Origin of the sequence: Terasakiella sp. 4MB5A, assembly GCF_050058155.1 — a bacterium.
Lineage (GTDB): Bacteria > Pseudomonadota > Alphaproteobacteria > Rhodospirillales > Terasakiellaceae > Terasakiella > Terasakiella halodenitrificans.
This window is the reverse complement of the sequence record NZ_CP188815.1, coordinates 570,773-591,960: the sequence shown is the minus strand read 5'-3', so window position 1 is coordinate 591,960 and position 21,188 is coordinate 570,773. Positions and strand designations below refer to the sequence as shown.

Below are 21,188 nucleotides of genomic sequence, written 5' to 3'. Positions count from 1 at the left end.
CTGGTCGCATAATCTTAAGTTGATAACTGAGGATCCCATGACCCGTCTCGTCCGTTTTGCTTTATTTTTTATAATGATCACTCTCTCGTCAGCTTCGGCAAATGATGTGCGGGATCTGGCGGAACGGCTCGAAGCCAAAGCCGTTAACGGGGATGTCAAAGCCGCCTATAAACTGGGTTTGCTCTGGTCCAACGGCAAAAAAGTCAGGCCGGATTATATCACTGCGCTTGAATGGTTTGAACGGGCCGGACAGCAAGGTTACGTCCGCGCTATGTTGAAATTGTCAGAACTCTATCTGGATGGAAAAGCCGTCCCCCCCGACCTGGACCGTGTCCAATTTTGGTTAGAAAAGGCCGCAAACGCGGGCTCAGACGATGCAATGGCGAAACTCGGTCAATTTTTTGCCGGAAAGAATGAGCGGGAACAATCTATATACTGGTATAAAAAAGCCGCTGTAAAAGGCGAAGCCAGCGCCATGCGGGAACTGGGTCTGGCCTATTATAAAGGCGATGGGGTGCGTTTCGATCTGGATCATGCCTTTGCCTGGTTGGAACTGGCCATGCGCAAAAAAGATCGTGGAGCCGAGCCCCTGCAACGCAGCATTATCCAGAAAAAGGGGCAAGGTTGGGCAGATGATGTCCGACGCCAAATCGACAACCGCATGATCCCGCAAGACTATTGGAACGCACGCTAATCCCCGATTATATGAGCAACGACACTGCGCCGATGGGCCATTTTACGATGTTCAAATAAATAAATCCCTTGCCATGTCCCCAAAACAAGACGTCCTCCTGCAATTGGAATGTTTAAGGACACATCGCTCAGTGCTGATTTTATGTGTGCCGGCATGTCATCCGGTCCTTCCATCGTGTGACGCAACCAATCCATATGTTCCGGCACAAGACGGGCAAAAAATTCGTTCAAGTCCAATTGCACATCGGGATCTGCATTTTCCTGAATCGTCAGGCTGGCACTGGTATGACGGCAAAATAAGGTCAGCCCCCCTGTTTCCATGCCACATTCATTTACCCAAGCAACCACATCACGGGTAAATTCATAAAGTCCCTGACCGTGTGTCTGAATGTCAAAACTCGTTTGATACTGGCGCATGACCCCTTCCTCCTGAACCATTCCAGCCTACTCATTTTTTCCTACAGGTCAATCAAAGCGCACCGCCGCCATGCTCAGATTCTGATGTTCAAACCCACGATGAAGCAAAGTTGCACTTTGACCCGCCGCACCCAAGGCAACATAAATAGGTAGCCAATGTTCATCACGCGGATGGGCCCGTTCATAATATGGTGCAAACTGCGCCGCATTCAACAACGCATCATGATCATTATCTTTAATGGCCTTTACAAACCAGTTTTCAAATTCCAACGCCCATACATCCGGCGTATTTTGATACCATTTCAGTTCGCGTAAATTGTGGGTAACAGAACCCGACGCCATAATCAAAACACCATCGTTTCGCATAATAGACAGGCGCTTTCCAATATCATAATGATATTGTGAATCCTTCATCGGTTGCAGGCTTAACTGTACAACCGGGATATCTGCTTTTGGATAGATCAAGGATAAAGGCGACCATGCTCCATGATCCAGCCCACGGGTTTCATCCACTTCGCCCCCGACCAACTGTGCGACCTGACAGGCAAGTATAGGATCACCTAAGGCCGGATAACGTTTTTTGTAAAGTTCATCGGGAAAGCCATAAAAATCATGAATGGTTTCCGGTTGCGGACTTCCTGTCACAATCGGTTTATCTGTTTCCCAATGGGCGCTGATGACGACTATCGCGCGCGGCTTGGGAAAAACCTCACTCAGACTCGACAAAAATGCCCGACCCGCGCTGTCCGGTTCAATCATTACCGTGGGTGATCCGTGTGAAACAAAAAGGCTCGGCATCAACATGATATACTCCTGTTTTCGTTGCTACAGAAAGTATATGCCGATCCCGAGCCTTTGATTAGTCGATAAAAGAGAAACGGATTGTTGCTAAAAGCAATTAAACGACTTTTTCTTCCAACATTTCACCGATTTTCTTTTGTTTCATCTTTTCACGCGCCTTGGCGTATTTATCATCCTGCCAGAACATCAAACAGCCATTACAGCCTTTGCCACAACAACTATCCAAGCCCTGCTTGGGTTTGCGGTGCCCGCTGGTGGCTTTCATGGAAATTCGTTTACCCAGCAATTCCGGGTCATCCATGATTGCACGATATTCCTCTTCGCTGATCAGGCCGCGTTCCAGTTCTTGCGCGCGAATTTCAGCCAAGCGACTGACGCGTTCTTCCTCACTCATGGGCGTTTCACGGCGTGCTACAGTCAGGGCCGGAATGCGTTTTTTCAGAACTTCGGTATCTTCTTGATCAAAGACTGAAATCGGTACACGAATAGCCTTGCCTTGGCCCGGATTCACCTTGTCGGTCACATCCCCTGTTTTCGCATCAATAAATTCATAAAGACGCAAACGAATAGGTTCAATTTCGTGCGGCGGCAAAAATTCAATCACATCACCGGGCAATAGGAAATTACGGATTTCGAAAATCATATCGTCCCCGTCCCATTCGCGGATAATCCCGCCAAACTGCCAGCCCCCCACAGGTTTGGTCCGGTCGTAATTATGGGCGATACCAGTCAAGCGACCTTCATGAAACCCCATCGTGAAGCCCCGGTTTTGCAGGGTATAAAGTTCACGCAAGTAAGGATCCGGGTCCCAGTTTTCAGGGTCTTTATACCAATCATCAATGGCCAAACGATAAGCGCGCGCGGTAATGGCGGCATAATATTCTGACTTATTGCGCCCTTCGACCTTGAGACTATCCACACCCAGTTTCAGGTATTCCGGCAAAACCGGCATGAGACAGAGATCTTTGGAATTTAGGATATAAGACCCGAAGTTATCTTCCTCAATCGGGAACAGCTCACCGGGGCGATACTGTTCTTCCATCAAAAATTCAAACAGATCGGCATTCTGATCGGTGATTTCAATCGCCTTGTCGGTGCCATCTTTTAATTTCAGATGCAGCTTATATTTCCAACGGCATGAATGCGCGCAGTTGCCTTGGTTCGCCCCGCGTTCCGACATAAAGTTGGACAGCAGGCAGCGCCCGGAATAAGTCATACACATGGAGCCTTGAACAAAAGCTTCCAGTTTAATGCCGGGTTGTTTTTCACGAATTTCAGCCAGTTCTTCAAAACTGGTTTCACGCGCCAGAACAACGAGCGAGGCCCCTTGATTTTTCCAGAAATCCACTGTCAACCACGAACAGACATTGGCCTGTGTGGACACATGCGCTTCCAGTTCCGGGGCATGCTGACGGACAAACTGAAACACGCCGGGGTCCGCAATGATCACGCCATCGGGTTTAACCGTGCGGATTGTTTCAATAAACTTGGGCAGCTTTTCAATATCACTGTTATGGGTAAATAGGTTCAGCGTCAGATAAATGCGTTTACCATGTTCGTGAACAAACTTAACCCCTTCCACCAATTCTTCCAGTGAAAAGGACGATTGGGTCCGCAGTGATAAATCGGGTGTCCCGGCATAGACCGCATCGGCGCCATAAAGGATAGCCGTTTTCAACTTGGTCAAGGATCCGGCAGGCATCAACAGTTCAGAACGTTCTGGACGGGTGATGGTGGGTAGTGCGGGCATACTCATGTTCGGGCAATCTTTCGTTCTTCAACGCGTTTCAGGATTTGACGACGTTCCGTATCGTTGCTGGCCCGCCATCCGGCAATTTCCGCACCAGTGCGAAAACATCCCAGACAAACCTTATCGCGCGGGTCCAATGTGCAAACGCCGTTACACGGGCTTGCGACCGTATATTGTGTCATCGTCACTTCCTAAACTAATATCTCAGTAAATTTGTCGGTCATATAACATGAACGTCTGGGGGCGTAAACTTATAAAAGTTCCAAGAAGGCCTCAGCATATCCGTTGCAAGGCCGTCCCATGTTTTTTCAACCAATGGCGTGATTTTTTCGCATCTACATCAAAGCTATCCACCGTCGCCCAAAAGGCGGCACTGTGATCCATGTGCCTGAGATGGGAAACTTCATGCGCCACCACATATCGCAAGATTTCGGGCGGGGCCATAATCAAGCGCCAATTAAACGACAGATTCCCCGCCGATGAACAAGACCCCCAGCGCGACACGGTATCACGCACCGAAATACGCTTGACCTGTTTATCCAATTGCGCAGCCATTACGTGAGCTTGGGGCTGGATATCGGCCTTGGCCTGTTTCTTCAACCAATCCACAAGACGGCGTTGGAAAAATTCCATCTCGCCCGTTACAAAAATTTCATAGCCTTCGCACCAAACGGTCCCGCGCGCCTGTGGGCAATGGCGCAATGTATGATCAACGCCTCGCAAGCTAAGAACTGATCCATCGCCCAAGTTGCAACTTGGCGTCAGTTTTGCCAATTGATTGGCAATCCAGACCTTATTACGTGCCGCCATTTTTAAACCTTCTTCCGGGCTTATCCCTTTGGGTAAGGTTACGACCACACCGTCTTCTTTAGGGTTCAAGCGCAGAATCAATCGTCGCGCCTGTGCATTTTGGCGCATTTGAACCGGAATTTTCTGTCCATCAAGTTCAATAAAACCGTTCAATATTTCGCCTCAACAAAATAAAGCCCATGTGCCGGGGCTGTCTGCCCGCCTTTGGCCCGGTCTCTCGCCTCCAATGCGTTTTGCAAATCCTGTTTGGTCCATTTCCCACGCCCAACCAGTTCCAGCGACCCGACAATATTGCGCACCTGATGATGAAGGAAAGAACGCGCACGCACGCGAATATGAATTTCCTCACCCACTTGGGTCACGCTAATTTCATCCAAGGTGCGCAGCGGACTATTGGCTTGACATTGCGCCGCCCGAAACGTGGAAAAATCGTGTTTACCAACTAAAATCTGTGCTGCGTCATGCATGGCGCCGGCATCCAGTTTTCTTTGTGTCCACCAGACTCGGCCCTCTTCCAACGCGGGGCGACCCGGACGGCATAAAATTCGATAAAGATAACTGCGTTCCAAACAGCTGAAACGGGCGTGGAATTCTTCACCCGCATATTCACATTCTACAACGGAGACCCGGTGCGGTTTAACATGATGATTAATTGCCAGCAGCACCTTATTGGGTGGGATATCTTTTTCCATTTCAAAATGGGCCACCATGCCAAAGGCATGCACACCGGCATCAGTACGGCCTGCGACATGCAAGCGCACCTCGTGAGCGGCAAAAATCAGGCACGCATCCTCAATGATTTGCTGGACGCTCATCCCGTTATCCTGACGTTGCCAACCGACAAGGCCAGTTCCGTCAAATTCTATGGTCAGTTTATACTTAGGCATGTGCCCTTTGTAATCTTTTGAGAAAATTATTGCGATATTTTTTCGTCTTATCGGAAAATATATGTTAGGAATATTTTATGCATTTGTAATGATAAAGAATTAAGGGGCATAAAGTGGCAAAAAAAGGCGTACGCTTCCCGGAAAAAGAACGGGACTATGATGCAGAAGATCGCCAACGCTTGCAGGAGGACATGGACTCGCTCTTTGCCGTCCCCCTCTCTATTCTACCTCTGGAAACCAAGGGCCTGAAACGTGCCCGTATGGTGAAAAACGTCAAACTGCAAAGTGCAATTGAAGTTTTCGCAGATCGTGAAACCGGGTCAGGCCAACTGGATGTGGAAGACCTGCCCGCCGAATTTGATTGGCCGGAAGATAAAACACACCCTGATCTGATTATCATGCGCAAGCTCGCTGTTTTACAAAGCTATGACATCTATTCATTGCGCATTACCCTGCGCGAACATGGTATCCCTGTTAATGAAGATGTCGCCTTAAAACTATCCGATGAAAAACAGGCCGAATTGGCCGGATATATGCGCAGCTTCACCATGCCCTTGATCATGCAGATTTATGGGACAGACGACATGTCCATCAAATCATTCTCTGATGTGGTTGGCCTGTTCAAAGACCCTGATGTCAGAAAGGCACGTGAAAAGCTGCAACAAATGGCCGAAAAGCTTGATATCGACATTATGGAAGTGCCGAAGTTCCTCGAAGATTATGGCGATATCTTTTTGTCTTTGTCCTATTATCGCAACAGCATGGACAACATCATGCCCATCGTGAACGAGTTCCTCGATTCAATGGAAGGCATCCGCTCCAACTGGCAACTGCGCAACGACCCTGCCTTGATGAAAACATGTACGATGGTTGAAAATACCATCAACGAGACCTGCGCCTCTATTTCCGGTCGTTTCGAAACCTTTAACAAGGCCTCAAAGAACATGTGGAAAAACCTGAATGCGGAACGTTTCCGTCAGGTTAAAGGCATGATCGAAAGTTATCACACCGTCATCGGGGGAATCCTTTGCGGCCTGACCGTAAAAATGATCCACTGGAAACGCCTATTCCCGGATCCTGATCTTGGCGGGCCGGTACGTCGTTCTGAATTCATCATGTCAGAAATGAAACAAGGTATTGATCGTATGCGCGATCTGGAACGTGCGCAGCCAATGGGTGCCGTTCTCAATGTTGATGAAGACTAGCTCAGACCTGGCCTAACAGGCACAAGGCAAGTCCTGCAATCGAAACAGGGCCCTTAGAAACCAGTCACTTTTCGCATGAGCGTTTCTATCGGGCCGCGTTTAAACATTCGGGAATAGAAGTACGCATAAACAATCGCCACAGCACAGAAAATAAAAGCTGCCGCAACCACGCTTAAGACAGATTGCCCACCCAGCATGCCGAGTGCTTCAAGCGTGCCCATACCGACAACAATATGTCCGATATAAAGCGATAATGTTTGGCGACCCGCAGGGATTATTATTCCTAAAGCTCCCGTTTTCTCCATCCATCTCGCGCTCTTTAGACATATGCCAACCACCATTGACGCAACACTGACACCAGCCCCGATATACAGTGGGAACGGAGGCACCGGCCCAGTTCCAAACAGTAACAAGAGCTCAGGGTCAGCCCCAGCGAACAGGTTCATACAAACAACTGATAAGGTTTCGACACCTAAATAACCAAGAAAACCACATATAATCAAAGTATTTTGCGTATTTTTCTGAGCAAGAGACAAACGACTTAACACAATCCCCCACAGCAGAAAACTCAGCCACGGAAAAACAGGATGCCAGCCATTGAAAAAAAGATTGCGCGCAAATCCGGCCAATGTCCAAAAATCTACATAGCTATAATCCGCCCAATTCCAACCTGCATCATAATCAAAGATCAAAAGCATTATGAAAAAAGCAATATTTGTAAGTCCCATCAGGATTAGCAAATACACGGAAGAAAGGCGTAAACAAAAGACACCAAACAGAAAATAAAAGGCGTAATAATGGAGAATGTCAGCATCAAATATCAGTGTATTCAGCAAGCCAAGCACCAATAAAAAGAGTGCTCGTTTTATGGTATCGCTCACGGATTGATTGCTGTTGTCGTTTTTGACTGCCAGCCCCAAACCAATGCCGGCCAAAACAACAAAAGTTGCCGCCGCACGTCCTTCTAACGTTTTAATGAAAAAACTCAGAACACCTGTCTCGGGGTCGCCCCCCATCACCACATTAAAGTTAACGATGACCATCCCGATAAACGCAATGAAACGCGCCATATCCAATCCATCAAGACGTATGTTTTCCTGAGTATCCCCCATTTAAAACCTCCTTGAAGCAGGATCAGAATTTCGAGTGATATCTACAATCACATAGGTTCATCAAAGCTGTTGCCCGACAGGGATATCAAACCCACGCAAGAAACTTTGGGCATCAGTTGCACCTTTACCACTGCGTTGTACCTTGATTAAACGTAGGGAACCTTCTGCACAGGCGATCACCAATCCGTCTGAATCTAAACGCGTCCCGGCCTCGCCTGACAAATCACAGAGCTCGGCTCGGATCACCTTGATGCGATCCTTCCCCACGCCAAACCATGTTCCCGGCCACGGGGTAAATGCACGAATTTTACGCTCAATCACCGTATTCGGCTGATTCCAATCAATCCGACTTTCGTCTTTTTCCAATTTTCGTGCATAAGTCACGCCGTCTTCTGGCTGTGCTTGAGGTTTTGTGTATCCCCCTTGCACCGCGCGCAAAGCTTCCAATGTCAGTTTCGCACTTTCCAACGCCAGATTATCATGCAGAGTTTCACCCGTCGTAGACGATGTAATCGCAACCGGCTGGATCAACAGCATATCCCCTGTATCCAGGCCCTCATCCATTTGCATAATCGTCACACCGGAAACATCGTCACCGGCCTCGATCGCACGTTGGATCGGGGCCGCGCCGCGCCAGCGTGGCAAAATGGATGCATGGGCATTTAAGCATCCGTGAACAGGGGCTTCCAAAATTGCCTTAGGTAAAATCAATCCATAGGCCGCAACAACCGCACAATCTGCTTTCAAATCAGCAAAAGCCTGTTGTTCTTCTGGTGACTTCAAACTAATCGGGGTACGTACCTCAATACCTTGGGATTCTGCATAGGCATGAACGGGAGTCAGTTGGACTTTTTGTCCACGACCGCTTTTACGCGGTGGCTGGCTATAAACACAAATCACGTCGTGCCCGGCATCAATTAAGCCTGCTAAAATAGAGACACTGAAATCCGGCGTCCCCATAAAAACCAGACGCATGGGGTTTTCTACTTTGAGAAATTCACTTTCAGTCATCGCCTTTACATCCGACAAACCGTCGGCCCTCTTTTGCGTCTATATCTTTTGCAAACCGTTTAACAGATAGATCAATCCGCTTTTTTCATCTTGGTCAGTTTACGCATAATCATAGACCGTTTAATGCGTGAAATATGATCAATAAACAAGGTGCCTTCCAGATGATCGATTTCATGCTGAACACACGTTGCCAACAATCCGTCAGCATCAATTTCATGGGATGTTCCCGTTTCATCAAGATATTTGATCTTGACGCGTTCGGGCCGTTCAACTTCGCTGAAACTCTTGGGCACAGACAGACATCCTTCTTCGTAGATACCTGTTTCATCAGATGCCCACAAAACCTCAGGATTAATCATTTTCATCGGGGCAGGTTCTTCGTCATCACCTGCCACATCAATCACGATTACGCGCTTAAGCACACCGACCTGTGGTGCCGCCAAACCGATCCCCGGTGCGTCATACATGGTCTCCAACATATCATCCAGCAAGGTGCGGATTTCATCGGTGACATCATCAACCGGATCTGCCTTCTTTTTCAAGATGGGATCCGGTGCAGTCAAAATATCCAAAATAGCCACGGCGTAACTCTTACTTCTTTTAATCCATAGATGCTCAGGACATAAGAGGATATGGCGCCTAGGTCAAGTTAAAGCGGGCCAAACTCACCTGTTTTGCGGTCAAAAGCCGTCAGTGTGCCGCTTTCAATGTCAAAGTGCAGACCATAAATTTTCAAGGTCTTGTTTTCCACAGCATCCTTAATGAAATCAAACTCCATCAAATTGTTCATGGAATTTACGATAGACGCTTTTTCAATTTCTTCAGGGATCCGGTTACCAGCCTTAATCGATTCCGCACAACATCCCGGATTTTCGAACGAGCTATGCACCATCCCGATCCAGTGATGCACGAAATCCGTGCCCAAGGCTTCGCGGTCATTTTCTGTATCGATTGCGGCCTGAATGGCCCCGCAATGAGCATGCCCCATGATCATGATATTTTCCACCTTCAAGACCTTTACGCCATATTCCAGCGCAGAACTTACCCCATGGTGGTGGGCATCTTTTTCACAAGGGGGAACCAAATTACCGACATTACGAACCGCGAAAATTTCACCCGGTCCAATTTGCATAATAATGGAAGGGTCAACCCGCGAGTCAGAACACGAAATCAACAATGTTTTTGGACGTTGTCCATTTTCAACCAAATCGTTAAAGGTATCGATATGTTCCAGATAATAACCATCGAGGAACTTTTTATAACCTTCTTTCAGTTTCTTCACAGCTTCCATTGCTCTAACCCTGATATATCCGATTAATGTCTGTAGAAATGTAGTCCATTACAAAAGCAGGTCAAGGGTAAATAATGGTATTTAGGTATTACAATGCTTAATTTTATTATTTAACCTGATTTTTCTTTTAGTATCAGTGAATTAATTTAACAAACAAACTGGCTCTCTTTATACCCTTGCGCAAATAACAAGCTACGCAGGTTGGTATGCTGGATATTATGGCGCGCTTTTTCCACCACAGAAGGTTTCGCGTGATAGGCAATCCCCAATCCGGCTTCCAATAACATGGGTAAATCGTTCGCACCGTCCCCGACAGCCACGGCTTCATCGACTGAAAGCCCTTGTTCCTGACAAAGTGATTGCAGATACGCAAGCTTGCTGTCTTTGGTGACGATCGGGTCAATGACTTTTCCACTCAGAACCCCATCGACAATTTCCATATTGTTGCCGGCATTGAAATCAAATCCCACATCCATAGCCACCCGTGATGTAAAAAAGGTAAAACCACCGGAGACAAGGGCACAATAGGCACCGTTTGCTTTCATGGTTGCAACCAGCTCTTTTGCCCCCGGATTCAGACGAACCAAACCCATTGCTTCTTCTAAAAAGCTTTCAGATAAGCCTTTCAACATCATAACGCGTTCGCGCAAAGCCTCACGAAAGGGGATTTCGCCGTTCATGGCGCGTGTGGTGATTTCGGCAACCTGTTCCTTCAGCCCCGCAAATTCCGCCAGATCGTCCAACGTTTCCCCCGTCACAATGGTGGAATCCATATCCGCAATCAGCAGTTTTTTCTTGCGCCCCTGTGTTTTTTGAAAAATCACATCGGCTTGCGTAAATTTAGACCGGAGATCGTTGAGATTTACCACTTCTGAAATCTCAACATCGTAAGCTTCCCCGTCTGACAAACAGACCGGCTTCGCATTCGGCAGATGTTTGAGAATCTGCTCCGGCGTAATTTGTTGCTTTTCAGGGTTTGCAATAAAAGTCAGAACATAGGACATTAGGGTACGAGCCGTAGAGTTTTGCGGTGCGCCATTTTATGCCAGAGGAAACCAAGAAAGTCTATGCCAACCGTTACGAAAAATCAGGTTGTTGTTATCGCCGGCCCCACCGCCAGCGGAAAGTCGGCCCTTGCCTTGGATGTCGCCACTGAATTCAATGGTGTCATCATCAACGCCGACTCCATGCAAATATATAAGGGGATCCCCATCGTCACCGCCTGCCCAAGCGCAGAAGACGAAGCCCGCATCCCCCATCGCCTGTATCAAATTATGGACCCGGCAGAAACCTGTTCCGCCGGATATTGGGAAAAGCTTTGTATCGTAGAAATTCAAAAGGCATGGGCTGATAATAAACTCCCAATCGTCACCGGTGGAACCGGACTTTATATTAAAACACTGGTGGAAGGTATTTCCCAACTGCCCCCCATTCCCGATGATATCCGAAACAATATTCGCAAACGGGGCGACCAGTTGGGAGTCGAAGCCCTTTATGCTGAATTGCAAGCCAAAGACCCGGAAATGGGGGCACGCCTCAAGCCTCGCGATATGCAGCGAATCTGTCGCGCATTGGAAGTTTTGGAAACCACCGGTAAATCACTGGCCCAATTACAACGTGATATTAAACCCACACCTGCCTTGGAAGCCCGTTTTGCAAGCCATGTGGTTATGCCGCCGCGCGATATCCTTTATGCCCGTTGTGACCAGCGTTTTGATTTGATGATTCAACAAGGCGCAGTTGAGGAAATCACCGCCTTTGCCAAACGCGCACTTGATCCAAAAGTTCCGGCGATGAAAGCACTTGGCGTCCCGGAACTGTTATCTTACGTGCGTCATGAATGCACCCTAGACGAAGCACGAAGCCAAGCGCAAATGCAGACACGACGGTTTGCGAAACGTCAATGCACCTGGTTTCGAAATCAGATTTCTGCGGTAGAAATTCACAATACGCAATATTCGGAAAGTTTGCGTGATGAGATTTATAATAAAATTCGTCATTTTTTGTTGACCCCAGACAGCTGACCCATTAGTTTGCGCAGCTCGAACCTGCGCAGCACTTGCGCGGGAGTTTTTGTGTCTTAAAAACGGACACAAGAAAATTCGTTGAGACGGAGGATTTTTGCATGTCCACGAAACAAATGACCGGTTCTGAAATCATCATCCAAGCTTTGAAAGATCAAGGTGTGGATGTGATGTTTGGGCTACCGGGTGGCGTGCTTCTTCCGCTGTATGACGCACTGTTCAAACAAAACGGTCTCCGCCACATTCTGGTGAAGCACGAACAGGCTGCTGTCCACGCTGCGGAAGGGTATGCACGCTCTACCGGGAAAGTGGGAACAGTCCTAGTGACTTCCGGTCCAGGTGCGACCAACACCGTGACAGGCCTCGTTGATGCCATGATGGACAGCGTACCGCTGGTCTGCCTGACCGGGCAGGTCCCTTCCAGCCTGATCGGCAACGATGCTTTTCAGGAAGCAGATATCACCGGGATCACACGCGGCGTCACCAAACACAACTATCTTGTTAAAGACGTAAATGAATTAGGCCGCGTTTTGCACGAAGCCTATTATGTTGCGCGCACAGGTCGACCGGGCCCCGTTTTAGTGGATATTCCCAAGGATATTCTGCTGGCGCTTGGCAATTATACGACACCGGGTAAAAACACGGCTGTTGAACATCGTTCGTACAAACCGCAAGTCAAAGGCGATACGGCTGCGATCAAACAAGCCATTGATTTGATCAAAAACGCAAAACGCCCGCTGTTTTACGGCGGCGGCGGGATCGTCAATTCCGGCGATGCGGCCTGCACATTGTTCAGCCAACTGGTAAAAATGACAGGCATTCCCTGTTCCTTGACCCTGATGGGTTTGGGCGCTTTTCCGGGGTCTGATGATCAGTTCCTCGGGATGATGGGGATGCACGGCACATACGAAGCCAACCTCGCCATGCATGACTGCGACGTGATGATCAATATCGGGGCGCGTTTTGATGACCGTGTTACGGGCGCGTTGGATAAATTCTCGCCGGGATCCAAGAAAATTCATGTGGATATCGACCCCAGCTCGATCAACAAAAACATTATCGTGGACGTGCCGATCATCGGCGACGTTGCCCATGTTCTGGAAGAGTTGATCAAACATTGGAAAGCCGATCAAGCACAGGTAAATGCCAAAGCTTTGGATAAATGGTGGAAAGAAATCAATGAATGGCGCAAAGTTGACAGCCTGAAATACACCAAATCCAACAAGGTCATTAAACCGCAATATGCCTTGGAACGCATCCGTGATCTGGCAAAAGATACTGGCAAAGACACCTTCTATACGACCGAAGTCGGTCAGCACCAGATGTGGGCAGCTCAGCACTTGTGCTTTGAAAAACCAAAACGCTGGATGACCTCTGGCGGTCTAGGCACAATGGGATATGGTTTCCCGTCTGCGATGGGCGTTCAAACCGCACATCCCGATGCCTTGGTTATCGCCATTGCCGGGGACGGTTCTTTCCAGATGAACCTGCAAGAAATCGCCACCTTAATGGCCTATCGCCTGCCGGTGAAATGTTTCATCCTTAACAACAAATATCTGGGGATGGTTCGCCAATGGCAGGAAATGTTCCACGGGGAACGTTATTCTGAAAGCCATATCGACGTTCAACCCGATTTCGTTAAACTGGCCGAAGCCTATGGTGCAACCGGCCTGCGTGCGACCACACCGGGTGAACTGGATGACGTGATTAAGCAAGCCTTTGCTTCTGATCTGCCTACCATCACCGAAATTTTGGTCGATGCAGAAGAAAACGTTTTCCCGATGATCCCGTCCGGTGCGGCCCATAATGAAATCATTCTCGGCCCGGAAGATTCTCAGTCCAGTGAAAACGGCGGCAGCGTCGAATCCGGCGTTCTGGTTTAAAGCATAGGAGTAACAAAAAATGACTAATAACGACAAAGATGACCTCCTACGCCACACGGTTTCCGTTCTTGTAGACAACGAATCCGGTGTTCTGGCCCGCGTTGTGGGCCTGTTCTCTGGTCGGGGTTACAACATTGACAGCCTGACCGTGGCCGAAGTCGACCATGTGGATAATTTGTCAAAGATTACAATCGTTACCAGCGGTACGCGCCAAGTGATCGAACAGATCAAAGCGCAGTTGGATCGTCTTGTTCCGGTGCGCAAGGTCGTCGATCTCACCATCGATGGCCCCAGTGTGGAACGCGAAATGGCGTTGGTAAAGGTTGCAGGCGAGGGGGAACATCGTGTAGAAGCTTTGCGTATTGCCGATATTTTCCGCGCGCGCGTTATCGACAGCTCGAATTCTTCTTTCGTGTTCGAAGTGTTCGGTAAAGCCGGCAAAGTCGATGCGTTTATTAAACTGATGGAGCCATTGGGGCTGGTTGACGTTTCACGTACCGGTGTCGTGGCAATTTCTCGCGGGGCCCAAGGGCTCTAAGGGAAGCGTCTAAATTTTTTTATTGTCTTATAGTTCAAGGGGTATTTGAACATGCAGGTTTATTACGATCGTGACGCAGACGTCAATTTGATCAAAACCAAAAAAGTAGCCATCGTTGGTTACGGCTCCCAAGGTCACGCACATACATTGAACCTGCGCGACTCTGGTTGCACAGAAATCGCTGTTGCGCTGCGCGAAGGATCGAGCACACGTAAAAAAGCCGAAGGCGAAGGCCTGAAAGTTATGTCTGTTGCAGAAGCTGCAGCTTGGGCTGACGTACTGATGATCCTGACACCGGACGAACTGCAAGCCGGTATCTACAAATCAGAAATCGCACCGAACCTGAAAGAAGGTTCTGCACTGGCATTCGCACATGGTTTGAACATTCACTTCAACCTTATCGAAGTTCCCGCTGGCAACGATGTTATCATGATCGCGCCGAAAGGCCCGGGTCACACCGTTCGTGGCGAATACGTTAAAGGCGGCGGTGTTCCCTGCTTGATCGCGATTCATCAGGACGCTTCTGGCAATGCCAAAGAAATCGCCATGTCTTACGCTTGTGGCGTTGGCGGCGGTCGTTCCGGCATCATCGAAACCAACTTCAAAGAAGAATGTGAAACCGACCTGTTCGGTGAGCAGGCTGTTCTTTGCGGTGGTTTGACCGAACTGATCCGTTATGGTTTCGAAACACTGACCGAAGCTGGCTACGCACCGGAAATGGCTTACTTCGAATGTTTGCACGAAGTAAAACTGATCGTCGATCTGATGTACGAAGGCGGCATGCACAACATGCGTTATTCTATCTCTAACACAGCAGAATACGGCGACTATGTTTCCGGCCCGCGTGTTATTGATGCTTCTGTTAAAGACCGCATGAAAGAAGTATTGGACGATATCCAAACCGGTAAATTCGTTCGCGACTTCATGTTGGAAAATCAGGTTGGTCAACCGTTCCTGAAAGCACGTCGTGCACAAGGTGCGGCTCACCCGCTGGAAGAAACAGGCGAAAAACTACGCGGCATGATGCCTTGGATCAAATCCAATGCATTGGTCGACAAGGAACGCAACTAAGCCTTCGGGTTTAGAACGCGTAGCTCCACTTTGGTGAGAGCATTGCACGCACTGCAAGAAGAAAGAGGTCCGATATCTGTCGGACCTCTTTTTTTGTTCATCTCATATGCTTTTTTAATTTGATAAAACCAAAGTTATCCTTTGATTTTATTCGTTTGATAGATTTATCCTTTCCTCGTAGACAATCGCGATTGAAACCTTTGTCTGGTAGGTCCCATGTCGCGACATTCTGCCTTTATGCGTCTTGATTTTGCCCTTGGCATGCTGGAAGAAGGCGATCTGGACGCTGCCATCGAAGCCGCCTTGGCCGCTATTGATAGCCTGCCCAACGAAGCTCAATTTCATTTCGTTCTAGGTGAGCTTTACGAAAAAACAAAAGAAACTGAAAAAGCTATTGCCGCCTACCAACAAGCTTTGCGTTTGCAAGACCAGGATCATCTTGGTGCAGGTGTGCGCTTGTCTTTACTGGGGGCCGGTGAACAAATGCAGCGTCTGCCTGCCGATTATGTCGAAGCCCTGTTTGACGATTATGCCCCACGCTTTGAAAAAAACCTGCTGAAACATTTATCCTATCGGGCGCCGGAACAGGTTTTCAATCTACTCTTTACCCATCTTGCCAAAATGCCCCGTAAACCACATGTCCTTGATCTGGGCTGCGGAACCGGATTAGCAGGGCAACATATACATCCCATCGCCGGTCGTCTGGAAGGTATTGATCTTTCCAAAAAAATGTTAAAACAGGCGGAAAAGAAGAAAATATATAATCGCTTGCTGCAAGGGGACATCCTTGGCGAAGTCGCGGAAAGCGCACCACGTTTCGATCTGGTTGTTGCCTGTGATGTTTTCAATTACCTTGGCGATCTCAGTATGGTTTTTCAACGTACCGTACAACGTCTGCGTCCCGGCGGGTTTCTTGCTTTCAGTGTAGAAAGTTCCGGCTTTGATCCGTCTTGTGAAAGCTTCAATCTCAATCACACGCAACGTTTCATTCACAATCGGCAAACCGTGCGCAATTGGTTATCGGCAAGCGGGTTTCATATCATTGAAGAACGCTTTGTTCCCATTCGTACGGAAAATGGCGAACCCGTAGAAGGTCATCTTGTCCTCGCCCGGTTAAAAACACAGACCTCTACAAAATTATCACTATTTCCTGTTGAAGAAACAAAAATGGCCCGACAGCACATTGCTATCGAGCCGATGTAACGAATTGAAATTTCAAAGCCTTAGGCGAGGATATTAATCCCGCCCCGTGCAGCGGCGGCGGCAGAGGCCTTTGCCTGCTCACTCACTTGCTCCACAATTGTCGCGGCCGCAGCGGTCTGGCTTTCAATCGCCTGACGCGTCATAGCGATACTGGCTTCCTGATTGTTCGAAGCTTTTTGCATCGCCACAGCAGCCGTCGCAAGTCCGGTTATATCCATGGTTCAACGTCCTTCTATCGTTTAAAACGTACTTCTGTCGTTTACCAGAACAGTAAAACACCGATTGCTCAAAGAGTCAATTTTTTGCGGAAATTGAACAACCGACATAGAAAAACCCTGCACTTGGAGGGGGGGGGGGTATAATAAGCACAGGGTTTTCTATGTGGTTTCAGGGAAGGTGGGGGCAATCCAACCGACTGGAATCGTAAGGAGAGTTATCCCTGAAAATCTCTAGGACTGTTTAATACTGGCGATAACAGCCCTAAAGTATGACTTCGAGTATGAATGTATCATACTTTATATCTATTTCATCCTTTTTTTTTACGAATAATCAAAAAAATATCCCGCAAAAAAAATAAACGTCCCGAGTTTTTCCAAAAAGGCATTGACAGCAGACCACGCAATCCCTTTTTATATAGACATAGAAAAAATGAACCAAAGGTTTCGATTCCATGACCGCTTTTGAAACAAGCATGATGATTTTAAGTGCAGGCGCCTTGAGCGCGGCCTTGATCGTGCGTTTCTATGGTCAAAAACGACTCTCTCTCCTTCTTGCACGACTTACTCGCCCCTGAGCGAGCCCTGCTTCTTGTCCATCATTTGAAAAAAGTGACCTGAAGCAACGTTCAGGGGATAAGGCTTGTTGCTTTTCCAAGCTGTTTTCACTAATTTTCGTAGCAAATGCCATTTCTAGGATGAGATAGATGACAACCGATTCAAATCGCGTAATTATTTTTGACACCACTTTGCGTGACGGGGAACAATCCCCCGGCGCTTCCATGAACCTGGAAGAAAAACTGCGTATCGCCAACACACTGGAAGAAATGGGCGTAGATGTCATCGAAGCCGGTTTTCCAATCGCGTCAGAGGGCGATTTTGAATCTGTAACCGAAATTGCCAAACAGGCTGAAAACGCCAGTATTTGTGGATTAGCACGCGCCGCGCGTGGGGATATCGAACGCTGTTTCAATGCTGTTAAGCATGCACCGAAACATCGTATTCACACATTTATCTCTACATCTCCGCTGCATATGAAATATAAATTGCAAATGGAACCCGATGCCGTTTTGGCGAAAGTCAAAGAATCCGTCACATTCGCACGCTCCTTGGTCGAAGATGTCGAATGGTCCGCCGAAGACGGCACCCGGACCGAAGCAGACTTCTTATGTCGTTGTGTCGAAGCCGCTATTGATGCCGGGGCACGCACCATCAACATCCCTGATACCGTTGGTTATACGGTACCCGAAGAATATTACGCCATGATCGATATGTTGATGAACCGGGTTCCCAATATTGATAAAGCGATTATTTCCACCCACTGTCATAATGATCTGGGGTTGGCGGTTGCCAATTCCCTGTCTGCGGTACGTGCAGGGGCCCGTCAGGTGGAATGTACCATCAATGGCTTAGGTGAACGTGCCGGGAACGCTGCCCTGGAAGAAATCGTCATGGCCTTGCGCACCCGTAAAGACTTCTTGCCTTATGAGACCGGTATTAAATCCGAACTGATTACACGGGCATCGCGTATGGTCTCTGCCATTACAGGATTTTCCGTCCAGCCCAACAAGGCCATTGTCGGTAAAAACGCCTTTGCACACGAATCCGGAATCCATCAAGACGGTATGTTGAAACATGCCGGAACTTACGAGATCATGACACCGGAAAGCATCGGACTGGATAATGCCAACAAGATTGTCTTGGGCAAACATTCTGGTCGCCATGCCTTTAAAGACAAATTAGCCGCCTTGGGTTATGAGCTGGGTGACAATGCCTTGAACGATGCCTTCAAACGATTCAAGGATCTGGCAGACCAGAAAAAAGATGTTTATGACGAAGACATTATCGCCTTGGTCGATGACGAAGTCATGCGCGTCAACGAACGGGTCAAACTGAAACATTTCCAAGTCACCTGTGGCACCCACGTCAAAGAACAAATTGCGGCTTTGTCCATCGAAATTGACGGCGAAGAACGCAAAACAATTGCCGCCGGCGACGGTCCCGTCGATGCTGCCTTTAAAGCCATTAAAGAAATTGTACCTCTGCCCAACGCCCATTTGGAACTGTATCAGGTTCATGCCGTGACAAAAGGAACCGATGCCCAGGCCGAAGTAACGGTTCGTCTGGAAGAAGATGGTAAAACCGTCAACGGACGCGGGGCAGATGTCGATACAATGGTCGCTTCTGTCACAGCTTATTTAAATGCAGTGAACAAATTACTGGTCAAACGGACCAAAGGTAAACCCGAAGACGTCGGCACCATCTAAGCCACACACCGGATACTTATAAACATGGGCATTTTCGGCAAACATAAAAAGGGAGCAAACGTCGCAACATATTGCGCGATTGCCCCTGTTTGCCTGAATGCTATCCCTCTTCTTTCTCTCTGCCTGCTCGCACGACTTAGCAACCTCTAAGCACATCTGTTTCTGTAACTTTTAAAGAAACACGCGCTTAGGGGACAAGGCTTGTCGTGTGCGTAAGCCGATTTCATGGATCATATGAATTCTGTTTTAGAGAAAGAAGTAAAGACATGAGTACCGATTCCAATCGAATTATTATTTTTGACACCACCTTGCGTGACGGGGAACAAGCCCCCGGCGCAACCATGACATTTGACGAAAAAGTCCAAATCGCATCTTATTTGGAAGATATGGGCGTCGATGTTATCGAAGCCGGATTCCCTATTGCCTCGGAAGGCGACTTCCACGCTGTTTCAGAAATTGCAAAATTATCCAAAACCGCCACCATCAGTGGCTTATCACGTGCCGTGCGCGGGGATATAAAATGCTGTTTTGATGCCGTGCATCACGCTGCTCATCATCGCATTCACATCGTCATTGCCGTCTCAGCCCTGCATATGAAATATAAGTTACAGATCGAACCGGATGATTTGATCTCACGCATTGAAGACAGTGTCCGTTATGCCCGCACCTTGGCAGAAGATGTCGAATGGTCCGCCGAAGATGCCACCCGCGCCGACCCGGATTTCTTATGTTATTGCGTTGAAACCGCAATTAAAGCCGGGGCAACAACCGTGAATATCCCGGATACCGTCGGCTATACGGTACCAGAAGAATATTACGCCATGATCCAGATGTTAAAAAATCGGGTGCCAAATATCGACAAGGCTGTCATCTCAACCCATTGTCATAATGATCTGGGATTAGCCATTGCCAATTCCTTGGCCGCCATTCAAGGCGGTGCCCGTCAGGTGGAATGCACCATCAACGGTCTGGGCGAACGTGCCGGGAACGCTGCCTTAGAAGAAATCGTCATGGCCTTGCGCACCCGTCAAGATATCTTGCCCTACACTACAGGCATTAAAACGGAAATGATCACACGGGCATCGCGTATGGTGTCTGCAGCAACAGGCTTTTCCGTCCAGCCCAACAAGGCCATTGTCGGTAAAAACGCCTTTGCACACGAATCCGGGATCCATCAAGACGGTATGTTGAAACATGCCGGAACTTACGAGATCATGACACCTCAAAGCATCGGACTGGATAATGCCAACAAGATTGTCTTGGGCAAACATTCTGATCGCCATGCCTTTAAAGACAAATTAGCCGCCTTGGGTTATGAGCTGGGTGACAATGCCTTGAACGATGTCTTCAAACGATTCAAGGATCTGGCAGACCAGAAAAAAGATGTTTATGACGAAGACATTATCGCCTTGGTCGATGATGAAGTCATGCGCGTCAACGAACGGGTCAAACTGAAACATTTCCAAGTCACCTGTGGCACCCACGTCAAAGAAAAAATCGCGGCTTTGGCCATAGAAATTGACGGGAAAGAGCGCAAAACCATCGCCGCCGGAGACGGTCCGGTCGATGCTGCCTTTAAAGCCATTAAAGAAATTGTACCCCTGCCCAACGCCCATTTGGAACTGTATCAGGTTCATGCCGTGACAAAAGGAACCGATGCACAGGCCAAAGTCACCGTTCGTTTGGAAGAAAACGGTAAAACCGTCAACGGACGCGGTGCGGACGTGGACACGGTCGTTGCCTCCATCCATGCTTATTTAAACGCGTTAAATAAGCTGCTGGTTAATCATTCAAAAGACCAAAAAGAAAACTTAAAAACCGCCTAAATCACGGACATTAAAGGGAGAAAGACAAACCTTGTTTTCTCCCTTTAATATGACCCTCATCTTTTATTAACTTCTTTGCTTCATCATGCATGAGTTAAGAAGTGTGAGAAGTCTCGAACTGTTACAAAAAAAATGTTTGCGACTCGTGATAAGGACTAGCATTGCGGCACGCGACTTCTTATAA

21 protein-coding genes are annotated in these 21,188 nt (G+C 48.1%); 9 read left to right on the top strand and 12 right to left on the bottom strand.

Annotation, left to right across the window (positions count from 1 at the left end):
• Window positions 1-37 precede the first annotated feature (37 nt).
• Window positions 38-694 carry a tetratricopeptide repeat protein gene (locus tag ACI0FF_RS02865; protein ID WP_419798642.1) on the top strand — a complete coding sequence of 219 codons (657 nt, stop codon included), beginning with the start codon at window positions 38-40 and terminating at the stop codon, window positions 692-694.
• Here the strand turns inward: ACI0FF_RS02865 and ACI0FF_RS02860 are convergent.
• The 6 genes from ACI0FF_RS02860 to truA form a co-directional block, all read right to left on the bottom strand.
• Complete coding sequence (locus ACI0FF_RS02860; protein WP_419798641.1) at window positions 691-1,110, bottom strand: secondary thiamine-phosphate synthase enzyme YjbQ; 420 nt, start codon at window positions 1,108-1,110, stop codon at window positions 691-693. The two genes, ACI0FF_RS02865 and ACI0FF_RS02860, sit on opposite strands and share 4 nt — an antisense overlap.
• Window positions 1,111-1,158: 48 nt before the next feature.
• The gene (locus ACI0FF_RS02855; protein WP_419798640.1) at window positions 1,159-1,914 is read right to left on the bottom strand and encodes a DODA-type extradiol aromatic ring-opening family dioxygenase; all 756 of its coding nucleotides are present in this window, start codon (window positions 1,912-1,914) and stop codon (window positions 1,159-1,161) included.
• Between the two features lie 94 nt (window positions 1,915-2,008).
• Window positions 2,009-3,667 carry a U32 family peptidase gene (locus tag ACI0FF_RS02850; protein WP_419798639.1) on the bottom strand — a complete coding sequence of 553 codons (1,659 nt, stop codon included), beginning with the start codon at window positions 3,665-3,667 and terminating at the stop codon, window positions 2,009-2,011.
• Window positions 3,664-3,843, bottom strand: coding sequence for a DUF1289 domain-containing protein (locus tag ACI0FF_RS02845; protein ID WP_188660366.1), 180 nt, complete (start codon window positions 3,841-3,843; stop codon window positions 3,664-3,666). Before ACI0FF_RS02845 ends, ACI0FF_RS02850 begins: the two co-directional genes overlap by 4 nt.
• Window positions 3,844-3,934: 91 nt before the next feature.
• A complete protein-coding gene (locus ACI0FF_RS02840; RefSeq protein WP_419798638.1) occupies window positions 3,935-4,624 on the bottom strand; it encodes a M48 family metallopeptidase in 690 nt (229 codons plus the stop codon).
• On the bottom strand, window positions 4,621-5,358 hold the full coding sequence (gene truA / locus ACI0FF_RS02835; protein ID WP_419798637.1) for a tRNA pseudouridine(38-40) synthase TruA: 738 nt from the start codon (window positions 5,356-5,358) through the stop codon (window positions 4,621-4,623). Before truA ends, ACI0FF_RS02840 begins: the two co-directional genes overlap by 4 nt.
• Window positions 5,359-5,471: 113 nt before the next feature.
• On the opposite strand from truA, the gene ACI0FF_RS02830 reads away from it, so the two are divergent.
• Window positions 5,472-6,563 carry a hypothetical protein gene (locus ACI0FF_RS02830; RefSeq protein WP_419798636.1) on the top strand — a complete coding sequence of 364 codons (1,092 nt, stop codon included), beginning with the start codon at window positions 5,472-5,474 and terminating at the stop codon, window positions 6,561-6,563.
• 53 nt (window positions 6,564-6,616) lie between these two features.
• Here ACI0FF_RS02830 and ACI0FF_RS02825 read toward each other — a convergent pair whose 3' ends face one another.
• From ACI0FF_RS02825 to serB, 5 genes are all read right to left on the bottom strand, one after another.
• Window positions 6,617-7,675, bottom strand: coding sequence for a DUF418 domain-containing protein (locus tag ACI0FF_RS02825; protein ID WP_419798635.1), 1,059 nt, complete (start codon window positions 7,673-7,675; stop codon window positions 6,617-6,619).
• Window positions 7,676-7,735: 60 nt separating this feature from the next.
• A complete protein-coding gene (gene fmt, locus ACI0FF_RS02820) occupies window positions 7,736-8,650 on the bottom strand; it encodes a methionyl-tRNA formyltransferase (protein ID WP_419799681.1) in 915 nt (304 codons plus the stop codon).
• A gap of 107 nt (window positions 8,651-8,757) precedes the next feature.
• Window positions 8,758-9,267 (bottom strand): peptide deformylase, encoded by a 510-nt coding sequence (def, locus tag ACI0FF_RS02815; protein ID WP_419798634.1) that lies wholly within the window; start codon window positions 9,265-9,267, stop codon window positions 8,758-8,760.
• Between the two features lie 68 nt (window positions 9,268-9,335).
• Entirely contained in the window at window positions 9,336-9,977 is a 642-nt protein-coding gene (locus tag ACI0FF_RS02810; RefSeq protein WP_419798633.1) for a carbonic anhydrase, read from the bottom strand.
• Between the two features lie 146 nt (window positions 9,978-10,123).
• The gene (serB, locus tag ACI0FF_RS02805; RefSeq protein ID WP_419798632.1) at window positions 10,124-10,981 is read right to left on the bottom strand and encodes a phosphoserine phosphatase SerB; all 858 of its coding nucleotides are present in this window, start codon (window positions 10,979-10,981) and stop codon (window positions 10,124-10,126) included.
• A 63-nt stretch (window positions 10,982-11,044) separates the two neighbouring features.
• Between serB and miaA the strand changes: the two genes are divergently transcribed.
• From miaA to ACI0FF_RS02780, 5 genes are all read left to right on the top strand, one after another.
• Window positions 11,045-12,001 carry a tRNA (adenosine(37)-N6)-dimethylallyltransferase MiaA gene (gene miaA, locus ACI0FF_RS02800; RefSeq protein ID WP_419798631.1) on the top strand — a complete coding sequence of 319 codons (957 nt, stop codon included), beginning with the start codon at window positions 11,045-11,047 and terminating at the stop codon, window positions 11,999-12,001.
• A 101-nt stretch (window positions 12,002-12,102) separates the two neighbouring features.
• Entirely contained in the window at window positions 12,103-13,884 is a 1,782-nt protein-coding gene (gene ilvB, locus ACI0FF_RS02795; RefSeq protein WP_419798630.1) for a biosynthetic-type acetolactate synthase large subunit, read from the top strand.
• A gap of 19 nt (window positions 13,885-13,903) precedes the next feature.
• On the top strand, window positions 13,904-14,422 hold the full coding sequence (gene ilvN / locus ACI0FF_RS02790) for an acetolactate synthase small subunit (RefSeq protein WP_188660392.1): 519 nt from the start codon (window positions 13,904-13,906) through the stop codon (window positions 14,420-14,422).
• 51 nt (window positions 14,423-14,473) lie between these two features.
• Window positions 14,474-15,493, top strand: a complete 1,020-nt coding sequence (gene ilvC, locus ACI0FF_RS02785; RefSeq protein WP_419798629.1) for a ketol-acid reductoisomerase — start codon at window positions 14,474-14,476, stop codon at window positions 15,491-15,493.
• Window positions 15,494-15,709: 216 nt separating this feature from the next.
• A complete protein-coding gene (locus ACI0FF_RS02780; protein WP_419798628.1) occupies window positions 15,710-16,696 on the top strand; it encodes a methyltransferase domain-containing protein in 987 nt (328 codons plus the stop codon).
• Window positions 16,697-16,716: 20 nt separating this feature from the next.
• On the opposite strand, the gene ACI0FF_RS02775 is transcribed toward ACI0FF_RS02780, so the two are convergent.
• Window positions 16,717-16,914 carry a hypothetical protein gene (locus ACI0FF_RS02775; RefSeq protein WP_419798627.1) on the bottom strand — a complete coding sequence of 66 codons (198 nt, stop codon included), beginning with the start codon at window positions 16,912-16,914 and terminating at the stop codon, window positions 16,717-16,719.
• Between the two features lie 704 nt (window positions 16,915-17,618).
• On the opposite strand from ACI0FF_RS02775, the gene ACI0FF_RS02770 reads away from it, so the two are divergent.
• Both ACI0FF_RS02770 and ACI0FF_RS02765 read left to right on the top strand, forming a co-directional pair.
• Window positions 17,619-19,178, top strand: coding sequence for a 2-isopropylmalate synthase (locus ACI0FF_RS02770; protein ID WP_419798626.1), 1,560 nt, complete (start codon window positions 17,619-17,621; stop codon window positions 19,176-19,178).
• 266 nt (window positions 19,179-19,444) lie between these two features.
• Complete coding sequence (locus ACI0FF_RS02765) at window positions 19,445-21,004, top strand: 2-isopropylmalate synthase (protein WP_419798625.1); 1,560 nt, start codon at window positions 19,445-19,447, stop codon at window positions 21,002-21,004.
• The last annotated feature ends 184 nt before the right edge of the window (window positions 21,005-21,188 follow it).

Coding starts and splice junctions, on each gene's coding strand:
- ACI0FF_RS02865 (WP_419798642.1), top strand. CDS start 38: ATGACCCGTCTCGTCCGTTTTGCTTTATTTTTTATAATGATCACTCTC.
- ACI0FF_RS02860 (WP_419798641.1), bottom strand. CDS start 1,110: ATGCGCCAGTATCAAACGAGTTTTGACATTCAGACACACGGTCAGGGA.
- ACI0FF_RS02855 (WP_419798640.1), bottom strand. CDS start 1,914: ATGTTGATGCCGAGCCTTTTTGTTTCACACGGATCACCCACGGTAATG.
- ACI0FF_RS02850 (WP_419798639.1), bottom strand. CDS start 3,667: ATGAGTATGCCCGCACTACCCACCATCACCCGTCCAGAACGTTCTGAA.
- ACI0FF_RS02845 (WP_188660366.1), bottom strand. CDS start 3,843: ATGACACAATATACGGTCGCAAGCCCGTGTAACGGCGTTTGCACATTG.
- truA (WP_419798637.1), bottom strand. CDS start 5,358: ATGCCTAAGTATAAACTGACCATAGAATTTGACGGAACTGGCCTTGTC.
- ACI0FF_RS02825 (WP_419798635.1), bottom strand. CDS start 7,675: ATGGGGGATACTCAGGAAAACATACGTCTTGATGGATTGGATATGGCG.
- fmt (WP_419799681.1), bottom strand. CDS start 8,650: ATGCGTCTGGTTTTTATGGGGACGCCGGATTTCAGTGTCTCTATTTTA.
- ACI0FF_RS02810 (WP_419798633.1), bottom strand. CDS start 9,977: ATGGAAGCTGTGAAGAAACTGAAAGAAGGTTATAAAAAGTTCCTCGAT.
- serB (WP_419798632.1), bottom strand. CDS start 10,981: ATGTCCTATGTTCTGACTTTTATTGCAAACCCTGAAAAGCAACAAATT.
- miaA (WP_419798631.1), top strand. CDS start 11,045: ATGCCAACCGTTACGAAAAATCAGGTTGTTGTTATCGCCGGCCCCACC.
- ilvB (WP_419798630.1), top strand. CDS start 12,103: ATGTCCACGAAACAAATGACCGGTTCTGAAATCATCATCCAAGCTTTG.
- ilvN (WP_188660392.1), top strand. CDS start 13,904: ATGACTAATAACGACAAAGATGACCTCCTACGCCACACGGTTTCCGTT.
- ilvC (WP_419798629.1), top strand. CDS start 14,474: ATGCAGGTTTATTACGATCGTGACGCAGACGTCAATTTGATCAAAACC.
- ACI0FF_RS02780 (WP_419798628.1), top strand. CDS start 15,710: ATGTCGCGACATTCTGCCTTTATGCGTCTTGATTTTGCCCTTGGCATG.
- ACI0FF_RS02775 (WP_419798627.1), bottom strand. CDS start 16,914: ATGGATATAACCGGACTTGCGACGGCTGCTGTGGCGATGCAAAAAGCT.
- ACI0FF_RS02770 (WP_419798626.1), top strand. CDS start 17,619: ATGACAACCGATTCAAATCGCGTAATTATTTTTGACACCACTTTGCGT.
- ACI0FF_RS02765 (WP_419798625.1), top strand. CDS start 19,445: ATGAGTACCGATTCCAATCGAATTATTATTTTTGACACCACCTTGCGT.